Genomic DNA, 24,844 nt, shown 5'->3' on the forward strand with positions numbered 1-24,844 from the left:
GTGATCGCATGAGTGGAATTCATTTAGAACACATCAGTCAGCACTTCGGTGAGCAAATTGCTCTCAACGATGTCAGTCTTACGGTGAATGAGGGAGAGTTTTTCTCCCTTCTTGGTCCTAGCGGCTGCGGAAAATCAACGTTATTAAACATCATTGGCGGTTTTTTAGAACCAACAAAAGGTGTCGTCTATATTGGTGATCAGGATGTGACAGCTTTGCCGCCTTACCAAAGAAAAACAGGTATGGTCTTTCAAAGCTATGCACTTTTTCCGCATCTGACTGTATTTGATAATGTGGCGTACGGGCTAAAGGTTCAAAAGAAAAAGAAGGCGGAAATCAAAGAGAAGGTGATGGAAAGCTTGTCTCTTGTTCAATTAGAGGCATTTGCGAAACGGATGCCCCACCAATTAAGCGGTGGTCAACAGCAGCGGGTAGCGATTGCAAGAGCGCTGGCGATTCAGCCATCTGTTCTCCTTCTTGATGAACCGCTCAGCAACCTAGATGCCAAACTAAGAAAAAACATGCAGACAGAGCTGCGAAATATTCAAAGGAATGTCGGGATTACAACCATTCTTGTGACACATGATCAAGAGGAAGCCTTAAGTCTTTCTGATCGGGTTGGAATTTTAGGAGAGGGAAGAATTCAGCAGATTGGGACGCCTTTAGAGGTGTACCGCCAGCCAAACAATCGATTTGTAGCTGAATTCATCGGACAGGTGAACATCTTTGAGGCTGTGTACAATGAAGCTGATGCGGCATTTACAGTTCCGCATGTAACCCATTCAAACGGTCAGCATCTTCAGCTGCAGGCTGCGGAACATCAAGAGAAGAGGGAGAAGCAACTGCTTATGCTGCGTCCTGAAAGAATCAGCATCTCTTCTGAGCGGGAGGAAGTAAAGCCGAACCATGTATCAGGCGTGCTGTCAGATGTGAGTTATATTGGGCATTCATTACGTTTGGTTGTGGGACTTGATCATGGTGAAATTATTGTCCATGCTTCTGATGCGGCATTTCCCGAGCTGCCTGAAGTTGGAGAAACCGTCCATATCCATTGGCAGCCTGAAGATATCGTTTTCTTAGATTCGAAGGTGCATACGTGATGCGAATCAAGAAAAAGAATCAACGATTTCATTGGTTTATGCTGCTGCCAGCCTGTTTGTTTCTTATAGTATTTTTACTAGCTCCTCTGGTGATGATGCTCGTTCTCAGTTTTCGCGATGTCGATTCGATGATGAATACATTACAAACGTATAGCTTTTCTCAATATATTCATGTGTTCACGACAGATGCATATGTAAAGGCGATTGGAAGTACTGTGTGGGTGGCTTTGCAGACAACGGTGATTTGTTTATTGATGGCATACCCCGCAGCATACGTGCTCGTCAAAGCACCTAATCCGCGTCTGCGGGCATTTTTCTATATCCTACTTGTGTCGCCGCTTTTGACAAGTGTTGTGATTCGGACATTTGCATGGATTGTTCTTCTTTCGCAAAATGGTCTGATCAATGGCATGTTACTAGATTTACAGGTGATAGAGAAGCCGCTCTCGATGCTGTGGAATATGAATGCGGTCATTATTGCCTATGTCCAAGTCATGCTGCCATTTGCAGTACTGCCGATCGCAACAAGCTTAACCGATATGGATCGTCACTTAAGACCGGCTTCTATGAGTCTTGGAGCTGGCCGGATTCGAACCTTTTTTCATGTCACCTTACCACTGACCATTCCAGGCATGGTGACTGGCGCGATCATCGTCTTCTCACTGGCAGCAGGAAGTTATATCACTCCGCTGTTAGTCGGCGGACGGATGCAGCCGCTGCTGCCGTTGTCAATTTATCAGCAGGTCATGCAGGTGTATAATCTGCCTCTTGCTGCGGCTATGTCCTTTACATTATTGGTTTGTGTGCTTGTGGTAGTCAGTCTATTAAGCTATTTATTGAAACGTTGGGAGGCGAGGATGCATGCGTAAAAAGTCAATAGGTGACCGCTTGCTTTCCATCCTGATTTGGACTGCTGGGTCATTGGTTTATCTTTTTTTAACCATACCTGTTCTTGTGATCGTCCTATCTGCTTTTAGTCCAAATGCCTTTCCTGAATTTCCACCGACTTCGTTCTCTGTTCGCTGGTTTCATGAGGTCGTGTCAAATCCAGAATGGATGGAATCTCTTCGGATCAGTGTGATTCTGCTGTTCATCGTGACGCCTCTCACGGTTCTTTTAGGGACAATGGCTTCGTATGCTTTAGCAAGGCTTTCCTTTAAGGGAAAGGAGGCTGTCCAAGCTTTCATTCTGTCACCTCTCATGATTCCTCAGGTGGTGTTAGGGATTGCGATGCTTTACTTGTTTACGGCTATGGGCTTTACAGGGTCTTTGTGGGCGCTCGTCATTGGTCACGTCATCATTGGTTTTCCCTATGTGGTTCGAACGGTAGGCGTGAGTGTTTCGAATTTAGATCCGCGGCTTGAGCTGGCTTCAATGAATCTTGGCGCAGGACCCATTCGCACGTTTTTTCGAGTCACATTGCCTTTGATTAAGCCGGGAATCATTGCAGGAGGGGTGTTTTCAGCTGTGACGTCATTTGGGGAAATATCGATCAGTTTGTTCGTTTCCTCTCCTCAAACCATTACAATCCCCGTCAGGACCTTTAATTACATTGAGCAGACCTTTGATCCGAGTGTCAATGCGATATCTGTCATATTTATTATCATTTCTATCATTGCGCTGCTCATTATTGAGAAAACGATTGGTCTGTCTAAGGTGATGTAAATATAATGAAGAAACAAGGAGTTGTCATTTGAAATGACAGCTCTTTTTTTGTTGTTTTTACAGTAAAAAAAATTCATTTTTTTAGGGAATATAGTTCTTAAGATTTAAGAATTTGCGGGGAACGCAAGGAGACCTCTATCCTACATTTTCGGTCATATTTTCAAAATTTAAGGGAAAATATGAAATTTTTGCGGTATTTAGTCGATTATTTTCGGTTGAACGCAACTATTATTAGTTATTTTCGGTAAATATCGTCAATTCTCACAGGATCCCTTCGGTATGACGCATGAATCTTTACACCCATTTTTCGGTGAAAAAAACAATATTTTCATATAAAGTGGACGTAAATAGAAAATATCTAAAAGAAAAGAAGAAAAAGGCAAATCTATGGAAACATAGAGACGCAAAGCCATGTCCTAAGGTAAATGATTCTTTTTTTGCTAAGGTCGGCAGGCTACCGAATGAAAATGGGAGTCCCTCCGTTTTATTCGGGGTGGACTCCTTTTCTGTTAAACCGTCTATTTTAATGAAATAGACTTGGTTCTTTTGATATAGAGGGTGCAGGGTGAAATTGGTGGAGAAAACATAGAAGAGGCGGAGGATGAGAATGAATACAGTTTATTACCCCTTAACATATGCGCAAAAGCGAGTATTCTACACGGAAAGATTTTATCCAGGTACAAGTATTTCTAATTTGGGTGGATTCGCCAGGTTGAGATCAGCATCTGGTCTCGATCCTTCTTTGGTCGTCGATGTGCTTCAAGCGTACATTCGACAAACTGACTCTCTTCGTCTGAGGCTCGTGTATCGAGATGAAGAGGAGGAGCCTGTTCAATATATCAAACCTTATGAAAAACAGCCGATTCGCATGGAAAAGGGCTGGAGTGAAGAGGAGGTAAGGGCTTGGGCAAACGAGCAGATTCGTGAGCCAATGCCATTGATTGACAGCCCCTTGATTGAATTTACGGTGTTTCAAATCAGTGATCAAGAGTGCTGGCTGTTCTGTAAAGCACATCATATTGTCGCGGATGGTATTTCCATCATTTTAATGGGAAATCGCATTATTGACTTATATCATGACATGCTGCAAGGAGTAGACATCTCGCCAGTTGAGGAGATTTCCTTCGTTGATCACATCATGAGTGAGCAGACCTATGAATCTTCTAAACGTTTTCAAAAAGACCAAGCTTTTTGGAATGAGCAATTTGCTCATATTCCAGACTTCGCATCGTTAAAACCGCATAAGGGATACGAGATGAGTTTATATGCGGAGCGATTTTCAGGGGATGTTCCAGATTCTTTAAAAGAGAAGCTTCGTGTCTTTTGTGAAGAGCAGAAAGTCAGCATGCTTTCAATGTTTATGTCCACTGTCTATATTTACTTACATCGTTTTAGCGGTATGGAAGATGTCGTTCTTGGAACCTTTATGGGCAACCGGACGAATGCCAAAGAAAAAAAGATGATTGGGATGTTTGTATCCACGATTCCAATGCGTGCATCTGTTCAAGGGTCGCAATCGTTTCTTGATTTCGTAAAGCAGGTCATGGCGGATCAAATGAAGATATTACGTCACCAAAAGTATCCTTACAATCTGCTCATGAATGATTTGCGGGAAAGAGAAGGGTTTACAGGACGCCTTTTTGATATTTCTTTAGAATATCAGGTGATGCAGTGGCAGAAAAAAGAGAATCTGTCGTTCATTACTGAACCGATTTTTAGCGGGAGCGGAATGAATGATATTTCAATACATGTGAAAGACCGCTGGGATACTGATACATTGACCATTGATTTGGATTACCGTACAGATGTATTCACAGAAGAAGAAATGAGTAAGATGTTTGATCGATTCTTGATATTACTAGAAGCGGCCGTCTCTCAGCCTGATCAGCTGATCGGGACACTGCCTTTACTTTCAGCAGGTGAACAAAAGGGGCTGCTGCAATTATCTGAAGGAGAATCGTTTGAAAGGCCAGCAGCAAAACCGGTTCATCACATGTTTGATGAAACAGCTAACAAATATGCAGACCGGACAGCCGTTGTAGCAGAAAATGGAACAATTACTTATGGAGAGCTGCAACAACAGGCAGAAAAGCTGGCACGTTTTTTACAAATGAAAGGTATCTCACGTGATGTGACTGTTGCTGTTTTGATGGAGCGGAAGACAGATGCCATGGTAGCAGTCTTCGGCATACTAAAGGCTGGCGGGGCATATGTACCAATTGATCCGGCATTACCTGAGGAGCGCATTCAATTTATTGTGGAGGATTCAGGTGCTTCTATTGTGTTAACAGATGAATCTTTCATTCAAGAGTACCCAGCCCTCTCGGAAAAATTGATCGTGCAGCAGCAAATATTATTAGATGATGGACAGCTGCCTGAGCTTATAGATCAGACGGCGCCGGAGGATTTAGCCTACATGATTTATACATCGGGTACGACTGGAAAGCCGAAGGGCGTCATGATTGAGCATCTTCAGCTGCATCATTTGGTCCATGCTTTGCATCATGAGATGTATCAAGGGACGAATGAGCTACAAATGGCGCTTCTAGCCCCATTCCATTTCGATGCATCGGTCAAACAAATCTTTGCTGCCCTTTTATTTGGACATACGCTTCATATCATCCCGCGAGAAACGACGAGAAATGGCATGCAGCTAGCGGCTTATTACAGAAAACATCAAATTGAAGCGGCAGATGGAACACCGGCGCATGTACAGCTTTTACTTGCTGCGGATTTGGACGGGATGTCATTGACGCACATGCTGATTGGGGGAGAAGCGCTGCCTGCGAAAGCAGCATGTTCACTCATCGAAGCAGTTCGTATGAGTCAGCCTGATTTTACTCTGTGGAATGTGTATGGTCCAACTGAGACGTGTGTGGATGCGGCGGTGCATCGTCTAGATCTCAGTGAGCTGAGTGAACCAACTGAACAGCGCTATGTGTCGATTGGAAAACCGCTTGGTCATCATCGTATTTATATTTTAAATGAATATGATCAATTACAGCTGCATGGGGCTGCTGGAGAACTGTGCATTGCTGGTATAGGTGTTGGGCGAGGCTATGTGAATCAGCCTGAATTGACGGAGAAGGTATTCACGGCAGACCCGTTTTCTCCGCATGAGCGGATGTATCGAACAGGGGATCTAGTCAGATGGCTTCCAGATGGCACGATTGATTATCTTGGCAGAATGGACGATCAAGTGAAAATAAGGGGTTACCGCATAGAAACAGGCGAGATAGAAGCGGTAATGGAGCAGGTAGATGGAGTTGATAAGGCTGTCGTGCTAGTGGTTGATGAAGCGGATGGGGAAAAGGCGTTAAGTGCTTACTATCAAGCTCGTCAAAAAGGTGTGTCTGTTGACATGCTGCAAGCGGCTATCAAACATCAGCTTCCAGCTTACATGATGCCGCTTTATTTCAAAGAACTCGATGCTTTTCCACTCACAGTCAGCGGCAAAGTCGACCGTCGTGCACTTGCTGCGTTAAAAGGTGATAGAGCGGTTCATGCTGTTTATACGGCACCTAGAAACGATATAGAAACGAAGCTTGTTCATTTGTGGGAAGACATTCTTGATCAAGAGAAGATCGGTGTATATGATTCTTTCTTCGATCGAGGCGGGCATTCGCTCAAAGCGATGACCGTACTTACACAGGTTCAGCGAGACTTGCAAGTGGAGGTGCCGCTGTCCGTTTTATTTGAACAGCAGACGATTGCTGCTTTGGCTGCTTATATTGAGCAGGCAGAAAAGTCTTCTGAAACGGTGATACCAAAAGCGCCGGCTGCTGATCATTATCCATTGTCGCCTCCACAGCAGCGCGTCTACATGGTGAGTCAATTGGAGCAAAGCACTGCATATCATATGCCTGCTGTTGTGAGGTTAAAAGGAACTCTGCAGCTCGAGAAGCTGACTGAAGCCTTTGACAGGATGATCTCACGTCACGATATGCTGCGTACTTCTTTTCATACGATAAAAGGTGTTCCTCGTCAGCGGATAGCATCATCAGTGTCCTTTCAAATAGAACAGCTGACAGGCGGTACGATGGAAGAAAACATGCAGCAATTTGTCAGACCTTTTGATCTTGAGTGTGCGCCGCTTCTTCGAATTGGTTTGCAGTCATTGCATGATCAGGAGCATTTGCTCTTTTTCGATATGCATCATTTGATTTCAGATGGTCTTTCGATCGATTTAATGCTGCGTGAGTTGTCAGATGCTTACGAGGGCTTGGTTAAAGCACCATTGAAGCTTCAATATCAAGATTATGCTGTTTGGCAGCAGGACCAAGGCTTTCAAAAAGAAGAGGCATTTTGGCTGCAAGAATTTTCGGGCGATATTCCGGCTTTACAGCTGCTGACCGATTATCAGCGTCCAGCTGTCCAGTCTTTCGCAGGGGATCGGGTCATCAAAGAAATAGATGAAGTGTTAAAGAATCAATTACAGGAGCTTGCAGCAAACCATCACACGACACTGTATACGGTCTTGCTTTCTGCTTACTATACATTGCTTGCCAAATTTACAGGTCAAAAGGAATTCGTGGTCGGAACACCGGCGGCAGGGCGTGTGCATACAGATTTGAATGACATGATCGGTATGTTTGTCCAGACACTTGCTTTGCGGTCGGAGGTAGATCCGAATGGAACCATGTCTCAGCTGATTGAGCAAGTAAAGGAAAAGACAATGCAGGCATTTGAACATCAGCAATATCCATTTGAACGGCTGCTTGAAAAGCTGAATGTGCCAAGAGATTTTAGCCGTCATCCATTGTTTGACACCGTCTTTACACTCGCGCCGGATCATGGAGCAGCTCAGCATATTGGAGACATGCTGGTCGAGGTTGAAGAAACCAATTTCCATATTGCGAAATTTGATTTAACACTGCAAGCGATGGAGTCCGATCAAGGTTTATCCTTTGTACTTGATTACAGTACGGCTCTATTTAAACGAAGTACGGCAGAGCAGATGATGAAACATTATATTTATCTGCTGGAGCAGATGGTTCAAGCGCCGCAGGAAGCTATTCAATCCTATCGATTACTGTCTGAACAAGAAGCAGAAGCTCAGTTAAATAGGTGGAATCCGTTACCTTCGCCTTATCCAGCAGAAGAAACCATTGTGACGCAGTTTGAAAAACAGGTGCAGCAGCATGGTCATCAGCCTGCATTGCAATGTGAAGATGTGGTTCTTTCTTATCAAGAGCTGAATGACCGAGTGAATCAGCTGGCTCATTATTTGCGTGAAAATGGTTTTGAAAAAGGAATGAAAGCGGCCTTATTCTTTGAACGTTCCAATGAAATGGTGCTCTCTGTTTTGGCTGTGCTTAAGGCTGGCGGTGTCTATGTACCAATTGACCCCGATTTCCCTGATGAGCGCGTGAAGCACTTTTTAACAGACAGCGGTGCACAATTCTTACTGACACATCAAGTGCTGCGCCATCGCTCGGTGCTCACTGCATTTGAGGGAACCATCATAGAAACAGAAGATCAAGCGATTGCTCAGCAGTCAGACAGCCCTATAGATGTTCATATTTCACCTGAGGACTTAGCGAATTTGACCTATACATCTGGTACAACCGGTAAGCCTAAAGGAAATATGGTGACACACCGGAACATTTTGAGAACGGTGAAGCAATCGAATTATCTCACCATTCATCCTGAAGACACAGTGATGAGCCTCTCAAACTATGTATTTGATGCCTTTATGTTTGATGTGTTTGGTGCTCTATTAAACGGAGCGAAACTCATTGTTCTGCCAAAGGATCATATTTTAAACATGAATGAGCTTTCTGGAGCGATTGAGAAGGAAAAAGTCAGTATTTTAATGATCACGACAGCTCTTTTTCACTTACTCATCGATATGAAAAAAGACAGCCTGAAAAACGTAAGAAAAGTGCTGTTTGGCGGAGAACGTGCTTCTGTGCCTCATGTAGTGACTGCACTTGAGACAGTTGGGAAAGACAAGCTTGTTCATATGTACGGACCTTCTGAGAGCACAATTTTCACCACATATTATCCTGTGAATCATATTGAGAAGCAGGCGTTATCCATCCCAATCGGCAAGCCAGTGAGTCAAACGGCTGTTTATATTGTAGATGAGTTTGGACAAGTTCAGCCGCCGGGCGTGGCGGGAGAGCTATGTGTCGCTGGTGATGGACTGGTGAAAGGATATTATAAGCAGCCAGAACTAACAAGCGAAAAGTTTGTCAACAATCCTTTCCGCCCTGGAGAGACCATGTATAAAACGGGCGATCTTGCGCGCTGGCTGCCGAATGGAGATATTGAATTCATTGGACGGATCGATCATCAAGTGAAGATTCGCGGACAGCGTATCGAGCTTGGGGAAATTGAACACCAGCTGCTGCAGCATCCTCAGGTGAAGGAAGCTGTCGTCATTGCTGCTTCGAATGACACCTTATGTGCGTATTTCACAGCGGAAGGATCTGTTTCATTATCTGATTTGCGCGAGCAAGCAGGACGTGAACTGCCTGTATATATGATGCCGGCATTTTTCATGCAATTAGACGAGCTTCCTTTGACGAATAATGGCAAGGTCGATAGGCGGGCGCTGCCGGCACCTAATCTCAGTGAGCAGGGGGCAAATGAATACACCTCTCCTCAAACAGAAACAGAGCGTCTGCTGGCGAACATTTGGGAGGAAGTTCTTGAAGTGCCGCGAATCGGCAGGCATGATCATTTCTTTGAATGCGGAGGCCATTCGCTACGCGGCATGAAAATGCTGAACAGGCTGTATGAAGAGATGCAGGTGGAGCTCACTTTGAAGTCTTTATTTGAATCCCCAACATTAGAAGCGTTCGCCCTTGCAGTTGATCAAGCGGATCAAACGGAGATCAAGCGAGTGGAAGTTGCCAAAGAAGCGGCCTATTATCCAGTGACATCTGCTCAGAAAAGAATGTTTGTTTTGGAGAAAATGACTGATGCGGAGCAAAGCTATCATATGCCGGCTGCCTTAAAGCTAGAAGGCGTCTTTGATGAAAAACAATTTGAAAAGGCAATTGATCAGCTAGTCCAACGTCATGAAGCTTTCCGAACGAGTTTTGATTTTGTTCAGAATGAACCTGTTCAACGGATTGAAACAAATGTCTCTATAGACATAGAAAAAATTGAACAGAACGGCCGAGACATACAGGAATTGATGAATGACTTTATCAGGCCATTTGATGTAGAAAAAGCGCCTTTACTCAGAATAGGGCTGGTTTCTGTCTCCGTAAATGTCCATTATTTACTGATTGATATGCATCATATCATTTCAGATGGTGCGTCTGTTGGCATTTTAATTGAGGAGCTATCAGCCCTGTATCGGGGAGACAAACTAGAGGAATTACCTGTTCAATATAAGGATTATGCAGTTTGGTCAAAAAGTGAGGCATCTGCTGCGCAAAAAGCAGCTGAAGAGGCATTCTGGCTGGATCAATTAGAAGGGGAACTGCCTGTACTGGCACTGCCGGAAGACCTGCCAAGACCAAAAGTGCAAACATTCGCAGGAGACCGTGTCTCATTTACAATCGAAGGTTCGCTTAAAGCGAAATTGGACCAACTCGTTAAAGCGCTCAACAGTACGACCTATACAGTCCTGCTTGCTGGCTACAGTATTCTTTTGAGCAAGCTTTCAAGACAAGAGGATATCATCATTGGTTCTCCGGTTGTTGGCAGAACCCATCCTGATATTCAATCTGTGATCGGCATGTTTGTGAACACGCTGGCACTTAGAACAAGACCAGCAGGACATCAGACAGCTGCTGAATTTGCGTCAAATGTGCATCAGCTTGTGTTAGAGGCAAACGAGCATCAGCTGTACCCATTTGAAGAATTGGTAGATCAGGTGCAAACGGTTCGAGATACAAGCCGCCATCCAATTTTTGACGTGGTATTCTCAATGGAAAATGCGGATATTCGTGATTTATCAATGGATGGGCTTCACATTGTTCCACAGCCATTCGAAGAGAAGATCGCCAAATTTGATTTGACCTTAACTGGAAACGAATCCGCAGATCAAATTGAGCTCGTGTTTGATTTTAATTGTTCTATCTTTCAAAAGTCGTCAATTGAAAAGTGGAAAGAATATTTCCTTCATTTGCTTGAACAAATGGTGTCAGCACCAGATCAATCGTTAGATCAAATGCGATTATTGTCACCGCAGCAGCAGCAAAAACAGCTGAACGAATGGTCAGGGCCAGACCTTGACGTCCCATCAAATCAAACCGTTCATGCCCTGATTGAGGCTAAGGCACAAGAAGCGCCGCACCAAAAAGCGGCAACCTTCTGCGGAACGAGCTGGACGTATAAAGAGCTGAACAGCCGGGCGAATGTAGTCGCTTCAAGACTTATCGCAAACGGCACAAAACCAGGAGACCGCGTCGGTATTCTCACCCGTCCTTCTCTTGACATGACAGCCGCTGTCCTTGGCGTCCTCAAGGCAGGTGCGGCATTCGTTCCAATTGATGCAGACTATCCAGCGCAGCGTATTGCCTACATGCTGGAAGACTGCGGGGCAGAGGTACTTCTAATGCAAAAAGGACTCACTGCACCATCTTCATTTACAGGTCATGTGTTGTTCATAGAAGATGCGGTAGAAGGAGAAGCTCACGAGATTCAGGTTCATATCAAACCAACGGATCTCGCTTATATGATTTACACGTCCGGGACGACAGGACAGCCGAAGGGTGTCATGGTCGAGCACCAGTCCCTTGTGAATCTTGCATTTTGGCACAATGATGCGTTCCAAGTGACGAAAGACGATCGAACTGCGAAATATGCTGGCTTTGGCTTTGACGCCTCCATTTGGGAGATGTTCCCGACGTGGCTCGCCGGCGCAGAGCTGCACATTATCGACGAAGCGATTCGCCTCGATATGATCAAGCTCAATGCTTATTTCAATGAAAAAGGCATCACCATTGCCTTCCTGCCGACCCAGCTATGCGAGCAGTTTATGTCAATGGACAACCATTCTCTGCGTTATTTACTAACAGGCGGAGACAAGCTTAAACAGGTAAAGCCAGTTCCATACAAACTAGTGAATAACTACGGTCCAACTGAAAATACAGTCGTAGCGACAAGCGGAATGATCGATCCAGAAAAAGGCACGATTCCGATAGGAACAGCCATTGCCAATACACGTTTTTACATCATGGGTTCTTTATACGACCTGTCGCCGCCAGGCGTACCTGGTGAGCTCGTCATTGCAGGAAAAGGATTGGCAAGAGGCTACTGGAATCTTCCAGAGGAAACTGACAAACGATTTGTCCCAGATCCATTTTATCCAGGCGAGCGCATGTACCGCACAGGCGATTTAGTGAAATGGACAGAGGATGGTGAGCTGATCTATCTCGGCAGAATAGACCATCAGGTCAATATCCGCGGCTTCCGGATTGAACTGTCAGAAATTGAAGCGCAGCTTTTGACGCTGGATTCGGTCAAAGAAGCCGTCGTGACAACGGTCAAAGATGCGGGTGATCACGACGCCCTTGCCGCTTACGTAATCACGAAGAACGATACAGATACAGAGAACTTAAAAGAAAGCCTAAAACGCACGTTACCAGAATACATGGTGCCATCATGGATCATAAAACTAGATCAATTTCCAATGACGGCCAATGGAAAAGTCGATCTCAAAGCATTGCCAGCACCTGATATCGAAGCGAATCAAACGGTATACGAAGCACCAAGAGACGAAGTGGAAACACTGCTTTGCGGCATTTGGGAAGATGTCCTTGGCGTCAGCCAAGTCGGCATTCACGATCACTTCTTCTTCCTTGGCGGAGATTCGATTAAAGGCATCCAAATGGCAAGCAGACTCACGCAAGCAGGCTGGAAGCTCGATATGAAACTTCTATTCCAGTACCCAACGATTGCGGAGCTGCGCCCATATATCGAGGAAGCTGATCAAATGACAGCAGACCAATCACCTGTCGAAGGAGAAGCCATTTTAACACCGATTCAGCGCTGGTTCTTTGAACGAAACTTTACGAATCAGCATCACTGGAACCAATCGATGATGCTTCATGCGCCAAATGGTTTAAATGAGAAAAACGTTCAGCAAGTACTGGAACAGCTCATGATTCATCATGATGCCTTGCGAATGGTGTATCCGCTCGAAGAAGGGCGCGTCATCCAGCGTCATCGAGGAATCGAGGAAAATAATGTGACAATTGATGTGGTGGAAGTAACAGGAGAGCTGTCACAGCAAATTCAGCAGGTAGAAAAGCTGGCAAATGAAGTGCAGGCGAGTATACCGCTAGCAGACGGGCCTTTAGTGAGACCTGCCATTTTCCGAACGGATCAAGGGGATCATTTATTGCTGGCTGTACACCATCTTGTCATTGATGGTGTGTCATGGCGCATTTTCCTTGAAGATTTCATGGCTCTTTATGAACAGTCGAAGCGCGGGGAAACTCTTACCCTTCCTGAAAAAACACACTCCTTCCAAGAATATGCCCAGAAGCTGACTGAATACGCTGTGTCAGATGAGCTGCTATCGGAAAGAGATTATTGGAAAAAGGTGCTTGCGCATTCCGTTCCTCCACTTCAAAAGGATCATGTCACGGAGGATCAACGAATGCTTCATACACATACCATTCGTTTTACATTGTCTGAAGAGGAAACACGCAGTCTGTTGACGGATGTACATGAAGCCTATCAAACAGAAATCAATGATATTTTGCTGACGGCATTAGGGTTGTCCATGAAAGAGTGGACAGGTGAAGACAGGCACTTTATTCATCTTGAAGGACACGGGAGAGAGGACATCCTTCCTGCAGTCAATGTATCACGGACCATCGGCTGGTTTACTAGTATGTATCCTGTGTTATTGGATATGTCGCATGCAGACGATCTTTCTTATCAGATCAAGTATTTAAAAGAGGAACTCAGACACATTCCGAACAAGGGCATCGGCTATGGCGTTTTAAAATACTTAACACCTGACAAGATGAAGGACGATATCGATTTTCAAGTCACACCAGATATCAGCTTTAACTATCTTGGTCAGTTTGATGAACAGATCGGCGGCGGTGAATTGAGGCGTTCTCCATGGCATGCAGGACAATCGCTGAGCCCTGAATCTGAGAAACCTCATGCGCTGGATATTGTTGGTTTCGTAGAACAAGCAATGCTCCATGTGACGATTTCCTATCATCACCTTGAATTCGAAGAACGTACGATCGAACAGTTCAAGGAACTCTTAGAAAAGAATGTGAAGGCACTGATCTCACATTGTCTATCACAGGATGAGAGTCAGATCACACCTAGTGATGTGGGGGATGAGGATCTCACCATGGACGAACTTGAAAAGCTAATGGATCTATTTTAAGCAAAAATGAAGAGGTGGACTTATGAGCAAGCAGAAAATTCAAAAGGTATATCCTTTAACACCAATGCAAGAGGGCATGCTGTATCATGCCATGCTAGACCCTAATTCCTCCTCTTATTTCACACAGCTTGAGCTTGGAATAAGCGGAGATTTTGATCTCGATCTTTTTGAAAAGAGTCTCAATGAACTCGTACGGACATATGACATTCTGCGTACAGCCTTTGTTTATCAGCAATTACAAAAGCCTCGTCAGGTTGTACTGGCTGAACGTCATTTAAATGTGTATAGAGAAGATCTATCTCATCTGAATCATCAAGAGCAGAAAAAGGTATTGGATCAATATAAAAAGCAAGTGAGAAAGCAAGGATTTCACTTAACGAATGATCTGTTGTTGAAAGTCGCTGTTTTTCAATTAAATGAAACAAACTGGCACCTGATTTGGAGCAACCATCACATTATTATGGATGGTTGGTCCATGGGTGTGTTGATGAAAAAACTGTTTCATTACTATGAATCTTATCGGAACGGCCGAACACCGGATCGCTCACAAGGTAAGCCTTATGCGGACTATATCCAGTGGCTTGGAAAGCAAAACAAACAAGAAGCGGAAGACTATTGGAAGGAGCGGCTGGATGGTGCTGTTCAGCACCAAGGGCTGCTGCAGCAAAAAGAAGCGAACGGACAATATGATCATCGGGAATGGACGTTTACATGGGACGCTCAAACCGTACAAGCCATTCAAGATGCGGCAAGACAATGCCAAGTGACAGCACCGAACCTTTTTCAGGCTGTCTGGTCCGTTCTTTTAGGCACCTATCATGCAGCAGATGATGTCACATTCGGGACAGTCGTATCAGGCAGACCTCCAAGTGTGTCTGGGATTGAGCGGATGGCAGGGCTGTTTATCAATACGATACCTGTTCGGGTGACATTGGATCAGGAGCAGACCTTTAAACAGCTGTTTCAAACGGTTCAGCAGCATGCATTGGAAGCGGAAAACTATGATTTTATGCCGCTTTATGACATTCAGCAGAAAACAGCTGCTGGAGGAAAGCTCTTTGATCATTTGGTTGGGTTTGAAAACTATCCTTTAGATCAGGAGCTGTCTGGTGACACCATGTCTGCACGTCTCGGTTTTGCCATTGATGTAAAGGACGGATTTGAACAAACGAATTTCGATCTCAATGTTCTTGTCTATCCTGGTGAAACGTGGACATTGACATTCAAATACAATGCGATGGCTTTTGAAGAAAAGGTCATTGAAAACATATCAAAACATCTGACCAACCTCATGAAGCAAATCATTCACAATCCTGACGTACGTCTTCATGAAGTGACATGTATTACAGAAGAAGAAAAGCAGCAAATTGAAGCATGGAACCAGACGGAGCGAGATTATCCGAAGCATCTGTCCATTCCTGAGCTGCTCGAGGAACGTATCAAGGCGCAGCCTGACCATCCGGCATTAGTCGAAGGCGAGCGAACATTCACATACGAGAAGCTTGGACAAGAAATCCGTCGTTTAGCCAGCAGTCTTGTTAAAAACGGCGTTCAGCCGGGGGATGCTGTCGCGGTATATATGAACCGATCAGCAGATGCGGTGATCTCTATTTTGGCCATTTTACATGCAGGGGCTGCTTATGTACCGATTGATCCAGCTCAGCCTGAGGAGAGAATCCGTTGGATGCTTGAAGACAGCGGCGTATCCGTTTTGCTCTATGCTGACAGCCAGCCGCCAGTTGATGAAAGTATCAAAGCTGTTTGTGTGACCGGCTTGTCTCATCACTCACAAGCGGAGTTATCAGTCGAGACGTCTCCATCTCAATTGGCATATATCATGTTCACATCGGGATCAACTGGACGGCCAAAAGGAGTTCAAATTGAGCATCAGCATATTGTGAGGTTAGCATGCTCTCAGGAAAAAATAGGCTTGAACACGTCGGATCGTATGGCGCATACAGGAGCTGTCAGCTTTGATGCGATTACCCTTGAAATCTTCACTACGCTTCTGAATGGGGCGACGCTTTATCCTGTTGACCGTGATACTTTATTGGATATTCACCGGTTCGAACAATTTATCCAAACACATCAGATCACAGCGCTCTTTTTAACGACTGGTTTATTTAATCAGCTCGCTCAGCAGCGGCCGCAAATGTTCAAAGGGTTAAAAACATTATTCACCGGCGGTGATGTGATCAATGTGAAAAGTGCGGAGCTTGTGAAAAAGCAGCATCCGTCAATTACCTTGCTGAATGTCTATGGCCCAACTGAAAATACAACCATCTCGACCATTTACGAAGTAAGAGGAGATGAAACGGGTCCGATCCCAATTGGTCAGCCGATCAATCATACGTCAGCTTATATTTTAGATGACTATCAAAGACTGCAGCCGATTGGAGCGCCAGGAGAGCTGTATGTGGGCGGGGATGGTGTTTCAAGAGGGTACATCAAACGTCCAGATTTGACTGATCAAGTATTCATGGCAGATCCTTTTAAGCCGTCAGGACGGATGTATCGAACGGGGGACTTGGCTAGATATGGTGCAGATGGTCAGATTGAATTCCTCGGCCGTGCCGATGATCAGGTGAAAATTCGTGGCTTCCGTATTGAGCTTGGTGAAATTGAATCAGTGCTTCACCAAGAAGCGGGGATAGATGAAGCAGTTGTACTTGTTCAGCAGCTTTCTTCAGATGAAAAGGAAATCATCGCTTACTTCACAGGGTCACTGACAGAAGAAGAGGTACGAGATGTATTCAATCAAAAACTGCCAGCTTATATGGTGCCGCACCATGTGATGAAGCTGGATACCTTTGCACTGACATCGAACGGGAAGGTAGATCGAAAAGCTTTACCTAAGCCTGACGAAGTGCATCGCGAGGAAATCAAAATCATTCTGCCTGAGACTGAGACAGAAAAGGCACTCGCTGACATTTGGGAGGAGCTTCTTGGGAAAACGGTTGGGGTAGACGAGCATTTCTTTATGGCTGGCGGGCACTCGCTTAAAGCGATGATGATGTCTGCAAAGGTTCAAGAAGTGCTTCAAAAGGAAGTGCCGATTCAAGTGATTTTCGAGAAGCCGACGATTCGCTCATTAGCGGCTTACATCGATCAGGATGGTCAAGAAGAAGCCGGACATCCTATTTTGCCAGCAGAGCAGGCGGACGAATATCCGGTATCACCAGCTCAGCGCCGTTTATATATTTTGCAGACACTTGAACCTGACAGCACGAATTATCATATTCCGATCGTCTTAACGCTTGAAGGAACACTCGAATATCAGCGGCTCAAATCAGCATTTAATCAGTTAATCCAAACACATGAAATCTTAAGAACGAGCTTTCATATGAACGGGGAAGACATTGTCCAAAGGGTGCATGAATGGACTGAATTTGACCTTCCTGTTCATCACATCAAGGAAGAAGAGGCGGAGGCATTTCTTACTGAACGTCAATTGCCATTTGATTTAACAGCAGCACCCCTTTTGCGAGCTCAGCTGCTGAAGGTCAGTGAGAACCGTCATCTTCTCGTCTTGGAAGCACATCATCTCATTACAGATGGCAGCTCCATGAAGACATTCATTCAAGATTTGGCGAAGGCCTACGATGGAGAAGCTCTTGCTGAACGAGTCCTTCATTATAAAGATTACGCTGTCTGGCAGCTAAGTGAAGAAGAAACGGAGAAACAGAAGGAGCATGAAGCGTATTGGCTGAAGCAATTTGAAGGAGATTTACCGGTTTTAGAGCTGCCAACTGATTATCCGCGTCCAGCAGAACGTGATTTTTCGGGAGAACGATTCATGTTTGGCTGTGATCAAGCAACGACTCAGCGCATTCATGAACTGCTTCAGAAAACCGATACGACCATGTATATGTTCTTGTTATCCGCCTTTCAAGTGCTTCTTGCCTCCTATAGCGGGCAGGAAGATATCATTGTGGGTTCGCCTGTTGCTGGACGGACACACCCTGATATCCAGGACATGCCGGGGATGTTTATCAACACCATTGCGATGCGCGGAAAACCAGAACAAACCAAAACATTTTTACAGCTGCTTGAAGAAATAAAAGAAACAAGTGTTGACGCTTTTGCACATCAAAGCTATCCGCTCGAAGAGTTAATTGCACATCTTCCATTAGACCGTGATACAACTCGGAGCCCGCTTTTTAGCGTGTCATTTAACATGCAGAACATGGAGGTACCGGCGCTAAAGCTCGGCGATCTGCACATTTCGCCTTATGCCATTCAGCATCACTCGGTCAAATTTGATCTATCTTTAGAAGCATTTGAACGCGAGGGAGCATTAAAGCTGAGCTTTGACTATGCAGCGGCGTTATTTAAAGAAGAGACCGTCCGCCGGTTCGGAACTCACTTCCTGGCGATTATTCGTGAGGCGGTTCGTCATCCAGAGGAACAGATCGGCTTGCTCCATATACTAGATCAGCATGAACAAATAGAGCGTTTGGAGAAAAAAGGCGAAGGGCAAACGAATCGTCATGAGCCATTCTATGTCCAATTTTCACGTCAGGCTAAGGAAACACCGGATGCTATCGCCGTCATGGATGATCAAAGAAAACTCACCTACCGCGAGCTTGAGGATATGTCATATGCACTTAGCTGTGAGCTTAAAAAACGAGGCGTAGAGAAAGAACAAACTGTGGCACTGATTCTTGACCGCTCTGTCTATGTCATCGTCTCCATGCTCGGTGTGATGAAAGCAGGAGGAGCGTTTGTTCCGATTGATCCAGCCTTTCCGGCTGAACGAATCCGCTACACATTAGAGGATTCAGGTGCACAAGTCATCGTGACAAATGAGTCTCTATCAGATTCCTATCAAAATCATAAGTCGATTCAAGTGGTGCAGGTTGAACAAGCAGTGCATCAAAGCCATCCACTAGAATTGCCGGAAGTGTCGGTTGATCAGCTCGCTTATGTCATTTACACATCTGGGACAACGGGGAAGCCGAAGGGTGTACAGCTCACGCATCGTAATCTATCACACTATGTCAGCTGGCTGATAAATGAGGTGACATTGCAGGAATGTGATCGGACGGCACTGCTTTCTTCTTATGCATATGATCTTGGTTACACAAGCATTTTCCCTGTTTTAAAAGCAGGGGGGACACTCTATGTTCCTCGTGAAGACGTATATACAGACCCTGTACGTCTGATGCGGTTGATTGATGAACAAGAGCTGACTTATATCAAAATGACACCATCCTTATTTCATATGATGGCAGATTCTAAGGAACATTCATTTAATGCTTTACGCCTGGTGGTACTTGGAGGAGAACCGGTGATCCCTGAGGATGTTGAGACATTTATGATGCAGCATCCATGCGTGGCAGTCATGAACCATTACGGTCCGACTGAGACAACCATTGGTACAGTGACCAAGCTGATCACAACGCAAGAGCTGGACGCTTTGAAGGAACGATCTTTGATCGGGCAGCCAATTGCTCACACAAGAGCGCTCGTATGCAATCAGCAGCAGCGCCTTGTCCCTTATGGCGCGCCGGGAGAGCTTTATATATCTGGAGAAGGCGTGTCGAGAGGATATTTGAATCAGCCTGAATTAACAGCGGAACGTTTTCTTGAAAATCCATATGATCCTCAAGAGAGAATGTATCGCACAGGGGATTTGGTCAGACAGCATGCAAATGGAGATATTGAGTTTCTTGGACGAGTCGATGATCAAGTGAAAATCCGCGGCTATCGCATTGAGAAACAGGAAATTGAGCATGCCGCACGTGCACTGGCATCTATTCAAGAAGTCTATGTAAAAGTCCTGCACCTGTCCGGGTTGCCGGAGCTTGCACTCTATTACACAGCGCCTGAACACATTGGAACACTGACGTTTAGAGAAAATCTTGCGGAAACACTGCCGGATTATATGATTCCAACGTATTTTGTGAAAGTCGATCACATTCCACTCACCCAAAACGGAAAGGTGGATGCGAAGTCTCTGCCGCTTCCGCATGAGGTGCATATGAACCGTACGGCGCATGCGGCACCAGAAACGGAACTTGAGCAGATGCTGTGTGACATTTGGTCAGAAGTTCTTGGAGTGGAAAAAATGGGCGTTCTTGACCATTTCTTTGAATTGGGAGGTCATTCCCTCAAGGGCATGGTGCTCATTTCGAAGGTGCAAGCGAAGCTGAACAAGCATGTGCCGCTCAAAGTCCTTTTTGAAAAGCCAACCATACGGGCGATGGCAGCCTACTTGGAAGAAACGGATTCTTCAGTGGTGACATCCATTCAGCCGGCGGAAAAGCAAGATTTCTATCCTGTCTCTTCTGCTCAAAAGCGTATGTATGTCCTGCAGCAGCTGCATCCAGAAGCAGTCACTTATCATATGCCAGCCGTGTTAATGATGGAAGGCAGCCTTGATGTGAAGCAGCTGGAAGCAGCGCTTCAAGCCTTGATCGACAGACATGAATCACTTCGGACAGCCTTTGTAGAAATTGACGGCGTACCCGTTCAAAAAGTCTATCGCCAAGTGCCGTTTACATTAGAAGCTGTTGAAATAGAGGGCGATCAGGAGCAGTCTGTCGTCGAGTCATTCATTACACCATTCTCATTACATCAAGCACCATTAATGAGGGCAAAAGTGGCGAAACTTTCTGATGAGAAATATGTATTCATGATGGATATGCACCATATCATTGCAGATGGTGTCACACGCAGTCTGCTCATTCAAGAACTCGCAGAGCTGTATGAGAAAAAGACGTTACCGCCAGTTCAGCTGCATTACAAGGATTTTGCGGTATGGCAGCAGGAAGAAAAGCAGCAGGCGCTGCTTAAGAAACAGCGGCAGTATTGGCTGGAGCAATATGCACAGCCGCCGGAAGACTTAGCACTGCCCCTTGATTTTCCGCGTCCTCAAGTTCAGTCATTTGAAGGAGGGCGAGTCGATAGATGGTTGTCTGCTGAAAAGGTGCAGTCCATCAAAACGCTCATGGCGGAAAAAGGTGTGAGCTTGAACATGGTGATGCAAACGGCATTTGCCATTTTCCTTTCCAAGTTAACTGGGCAGACAGATATCGTCATAGGCGCAGTGACCGCAGGACGTACGCATGCTTCAATCGAGCGGGTTCCAGGCATGTTTGTCAATACACTGGCTCTTCGAAACGAAGTGCAGCCAGAAGAAACGACAGCGCAGCTGCTTGAAAAAATGAAAGATCGCAGCCTGTCAGCCTATGAACATCAAGAATTCCCGTTTGAGGAATTGGTGGCTCAGTTAGATCTTCCGAAAGACACGAGCCGCAATCCATTGTTTAGTGTCATGCTGACAACAGATGACCGTGACCTGACGTTACCGGATTTGAATGGACTCAAGTTGTCGCAAAAGCAGCAAGATACCGTTCATGCAAAATTTGATATAACGCTTGGTGTATTTGAAGAAAATGACCAAGTGGGCTTGCGCTTTGAGTATGCGGCGGCCCTGTTTAAAAAGAGCACCATTCAGCGCTGGAGCATGTATATTGAAAAAATCATAGACGATATGCTGGCTAAGCTGAATCAGCCAATTTCAGCGCTATCTCTCATAACTGAAGAAGAAAAACGAGAGCTGATCAATGAATGGTCAGGACCAGACCTCAACGTTCCGTTAGATCAAACCGTTCATGCCCTGATTGAGGCTAAGGCACAAGAAGCACCGCACCAAAAAGCGGCAACCTTCTGCGGAACGAGCTGGACGTATGATGAGCTGAACCATCGGGCGAATACAGTCGCTTCAAGACTTATCGCAAACGGCACAAAACCAGGCGACCGCGTCGGCATTCTCACCCGTCCGTCTCTTGATATGACGGCAGCTGTTCTTGGCGTTCTCAAGGCAGGTGCGGCATTCGTTCCAATTGATGCAGACTATCCAGCGCAGCGTATTGCCTATATGCTGGAAGACTGCGGGGCAGAGGTACTTCTAATGCAAAAAGGGCTCACTGCACCATCTTCATTTACAGGTCATGTGTTGTTCATAGAAGATGCGGTAGAAGGAGAAGCTCACGAGATTCAGGTTCATATCAAACCAACGGATCTCGCTTATATGATTTACACGTCCGGGACGACAGGACAGCCGAAGGGTGTCATGGTTGAGCACCAGTCCCTTGTGAATCTTGCACTTTGGCACAATGATGCGTTCCAAGTGACGAAAGACGATCGAACTGCGAAATATGCCGGCTTTGGCTTTGACGCTTCCATTTGGGAGATGTTCCCGACGTGGATCGCCGGTGCAGAGCTGCACATTATCGACGAAGCGATTCGTCTCGATATGATCAAGCTCAATGCGTATTTCAATGAAAAAGGGATCACCATTGCCTTCCTGCCAACGCAGCTATGCGAGCAGTTTATGTCAATGGACAACCATTCTCTGCGTTATTTACTAACAGGCGGAGATAAGCTGAAACAGGTAAAGTCGGTTCCATATCAACTCGTCAATAACTACGGTCCGACTGAAAATACAGTCGTAGCGACAAGCGGAATGATCGATCCAGAAAAAGGCACGATTCCGATAGGAACAGCCATTGCCAATACACGTTTTTACATCATGGGTTCGTTATACGACCTGTCGCCGCCAGGCGTACCCGGTGAGCTTGTGATTGCAGGAAAAGGGCTAGCTAGAGGCTACTGGAATCTTCCAGAGGAAACTGACAAACGATTTGTCCCAGATCCATTTTATCTAGGCGAGCGCATGTACCGCACAGGCGATTTAGTGAAATGGACAGAGGATGGCGAGCTGATTTATCTCGGCAGAATAGACCATCAAGTGAATATCCGCGGTTTCCGTATTGAGCTGTCAGAAATTGAAGCGCAGCTTTTGACGCTGGATTCGGTGAAAGAAGCGGTCGTGACAACGGTCAAAGATGCGGGTGATCAGGACGCCCTTACCGCTTACGTGATCACGGAGAACGATACAGAGGACTTAAAAGAAAGCCTGAAACGCACACTGCCAGAATACATGGTGCCAGCATGGATCATAAAACTAGACCAATTTCCAATGACAGCCAATGGAAAAGTCGATCTCAAAGCATTGCCAGCACCTGATATCGAAGCGAATCAAACGGTATACGAAGCACCAAGAGACGAAGTGGAAACACTGCTTTGCGGCATTTGGGAAGATGTCCTTGGCGTCAGCCGAGTCGGCATTCACGATCACTTCTTCTTCCTTGGCGGAGATTCCATTAAAGGCATCCAAATGGCAAGCAGACTCACGCAAGCGGGCTGGAAGCTCGATATGAAACTTTTATTCCAGTACCCAACGATTGCGGAGCTGCGCCCATATATCGAGGAAGCTGATCAAATGACAGCTGACCAATCACCTGTCGAAGGAGAAGTCATTTTAACACCGATTCAACGCTGGTTCTTTGAACGAGCATTCAGCGATCAGCACCATTGGAATCTCTCGATGATGCTTCATGCACCAAATGGATTTGACCTTTCCATTACAGAACAAGTCATGCAAAAACTGCTTTCACATCATGATGCACTGCGTATGGTATACAAGCAGGAACATGGCGGCATCCTGCAATACAACCAGCGGGAGCTCATGGAACCGCTGGCGATTATTTCTCATGATGTCTCAAAAGAGCACGACGTGAAAAAGGCATTTTCCACATATGCCAATGAGTATCAGCGTCAGCTGAACCTCGAAACAGGTCCGTTAATGAAAGTGATTTGTTTCCATGCAGAAGATGGTGAGCATTTACTCATCGTGACACACCATTTAGTCATTGACGGTGTCTCATGCCGGATTTTACTAGAGGACTTTATGTCTCTATATCAGCAGGCAGTTCAGGGACAAAAGCTTGTCCTGCCGCTGAAAACTCATTCCTTTAAAGAATGGGCAGAGGCCATTGAACGTTATGCACAGTCACAGCCTTTAAAAAGTCAGCAGGAGTATTGGGCAGAAATTGAAAGCAAACCATTAACCGCATTACCTGTGGATCATGAAGTGACGAAAAGAAAAGTTGCCGAAACCAAATCGGTTCAAATGCAGCTGACAGAAACAGAAACTGAACATCTTTTGACCGATATTCATCTGCCGTACACAACGGAAATGAACGATATTCTTTTATGTGCTCTCGGTCTTGCTGTTCAAGAGTGGACAGGTGAGTCCCATGTACATGTGCAGCTTGAAGGTCATGGTAGAGAGGATATTTTATCAGGGCTGGATGTCTCTCGCACGATTGGCTGGTTTACGAGTATGTATCCAGTTGTTCTTGAAGCGAAGCCGGATCAGACCATAGCTGATGCTATTAAAGGAACGAAAGAAATGCTGCGGCGTGTGCCAAATAAAGGAATCGGCTATGGGATCTTAAAATACATGACAGCCGCTGAACCGTCAGGGCAGCACGTACATCCTGAAATCAGCTTGAACTATCTTGGACAGATTGATCAGGAAGTGACGACAGAACTCTTTGGGCCGTCGACTTATGATATGGGACGACAGGCAAGCCCTGATTCGGAAGCTGTTTATAAGCTGAACCTTAGTGGTCTTGTTCAACAAAATCGATTCATTTTATCTTGTTCCTATTGTGCACGTGAATATGAAGAACAGACGATACAGCAGTTCATGGCATTGTTGAAGGGGAAAATTCAATCCATCATCACTCATTGCTTAGCGCAGCAAGAACGGGAATTTACGCCAAGTGACTTTTCTGCGGCTGACCTTGAAATGGATGAAATGGACGACATTTTTGACATGCTTGAGGAGAAATTGACTTAACAACACGAGATGAATCATAAAAAAGGAAGGGAGGATGAAATA

At 45.4% G+C, this 24,844-nt stretch carries 5 protein-coding genes and 1 riboswitch; all 5 genes read left to right on the forward strand.

Going from position 1 to position 24,844, the window contains the following annotated elements:
• The first annotated feature begins 8 nt into the window (after window positions 1-8).
• The gene (locus NSU13_RS01925; protein ID WP_098677311.1) at window positions 9-1,100 is read left to right on the forward strand and encodes an ABC transporter ATP-binding protein; all 1,092 of its coding nucleotides are present in this window, start codon (window positions 9-11) and stop codon (window positions 1,098-1,100) included.
• The gene (locus NSU13_RS01930) at window positions 1,100-1,969 is read left to right on the forward strand and encodes an ABC transporter permease (protein ID WP_101677036.1); all 870 of its coding nucleotides are present in this window, start codon (window positions 1,100-1,102) and stop codon (window positions 1,967-1,969) included. Before NSU13_RS01925 ends, NSU13_RS01930 begins: the two co-directional genes overlap by 1 nt.
• Entirely contained in the window at window positions 1,962-2,765 is an 804-nt protein-coding gene (locus NSU13_RS01935; protein WP_024424298.1) for an ABC transporter permease, read from the forward strand. The genes NSU13_RS01930 and NSU13_RS01935 overlap by 8 nt, the downstream gene beginning before the upstream one ends.
• Before the next feature lie 368 nt (window positions 2,766-3,133).
• A riboswitch (cyclic di-GMP riboswitch) is annotated at window positions 3,134-3,227 on the forward strand.
• Between the two features lie 145 nt (window positions 3,228-3,372).
• The gene (locus tag NSU13_RS01940; protein ID WP_342489795.1) at window positions 3,373-14,085 is read left to right on the forward strand and encodes an amino acid adenylation domain-containing protein; all 10,713 of its coding nucleotides are present in this window, start codon (window positions 3,373-3,375) and stop codon (window positions 14,083-14,085) included.
• Between the two features lie 22 nt (window positions 14,086-14,107).
• Entirely contained in the window at window positions 14,108-24,802 is a 10,695-nt protein-coding gene (locus NSU13_RS01945; protein WP_342489796.1) for an amino acid adenylation domain-containing protein, read from the forward strand.
• Window positions 24,803-24,844 lie beyond the last annotated feature (42 nt).

Source organism: Bacillus sp. FSL M8-0049 (genome assembly GCF_038593355.1).
GTDB classification, from domain to species: domain Bacteria; phylum Bacillota; class Bacilli; order Bacillales; family Bacillaceae; genus Bacillus; species Bacillus safensis.

Bases quoted from the DNA above. Each gene is read 5' to 3' on its own strand.
- NSU13_RS01925 (WP_098677311.1), top strand. From the start codon at position 9: ATGAGTGGAATTCATTTAGAACACATCAGTCAGCACTTCGGTGAGCAA.
- NSU13_RS01930 (WP_101677036.1), top strand. From the start codon at position 1,100: ATGCGAATCAAGAAAAAGAATCAACGATTTCATTGGTTTATGCTGCTG.
- NSU13_RS01935 (WP_024424298.1), top strand. From the start codon at position 1,962: ATGCGTAAAAAGTCAATAGGTGACCGCTTGCTTTCCATCCTGATTTGG.
- NSU13_RS01940 (WP_342489795.1), top strand. From the start codon at position 3,373: ATGAATACAGTTTATTACCCCTTAACATATGCGCAAAAGCGAGTATTC.
- NSU13_RS01945 (WP_342489796.1), top strand. From the start codon at position 14,108: ATGAGCAAGCAGAAAATTCAAAAGGTATATCCTTTAACACCAATGCAA.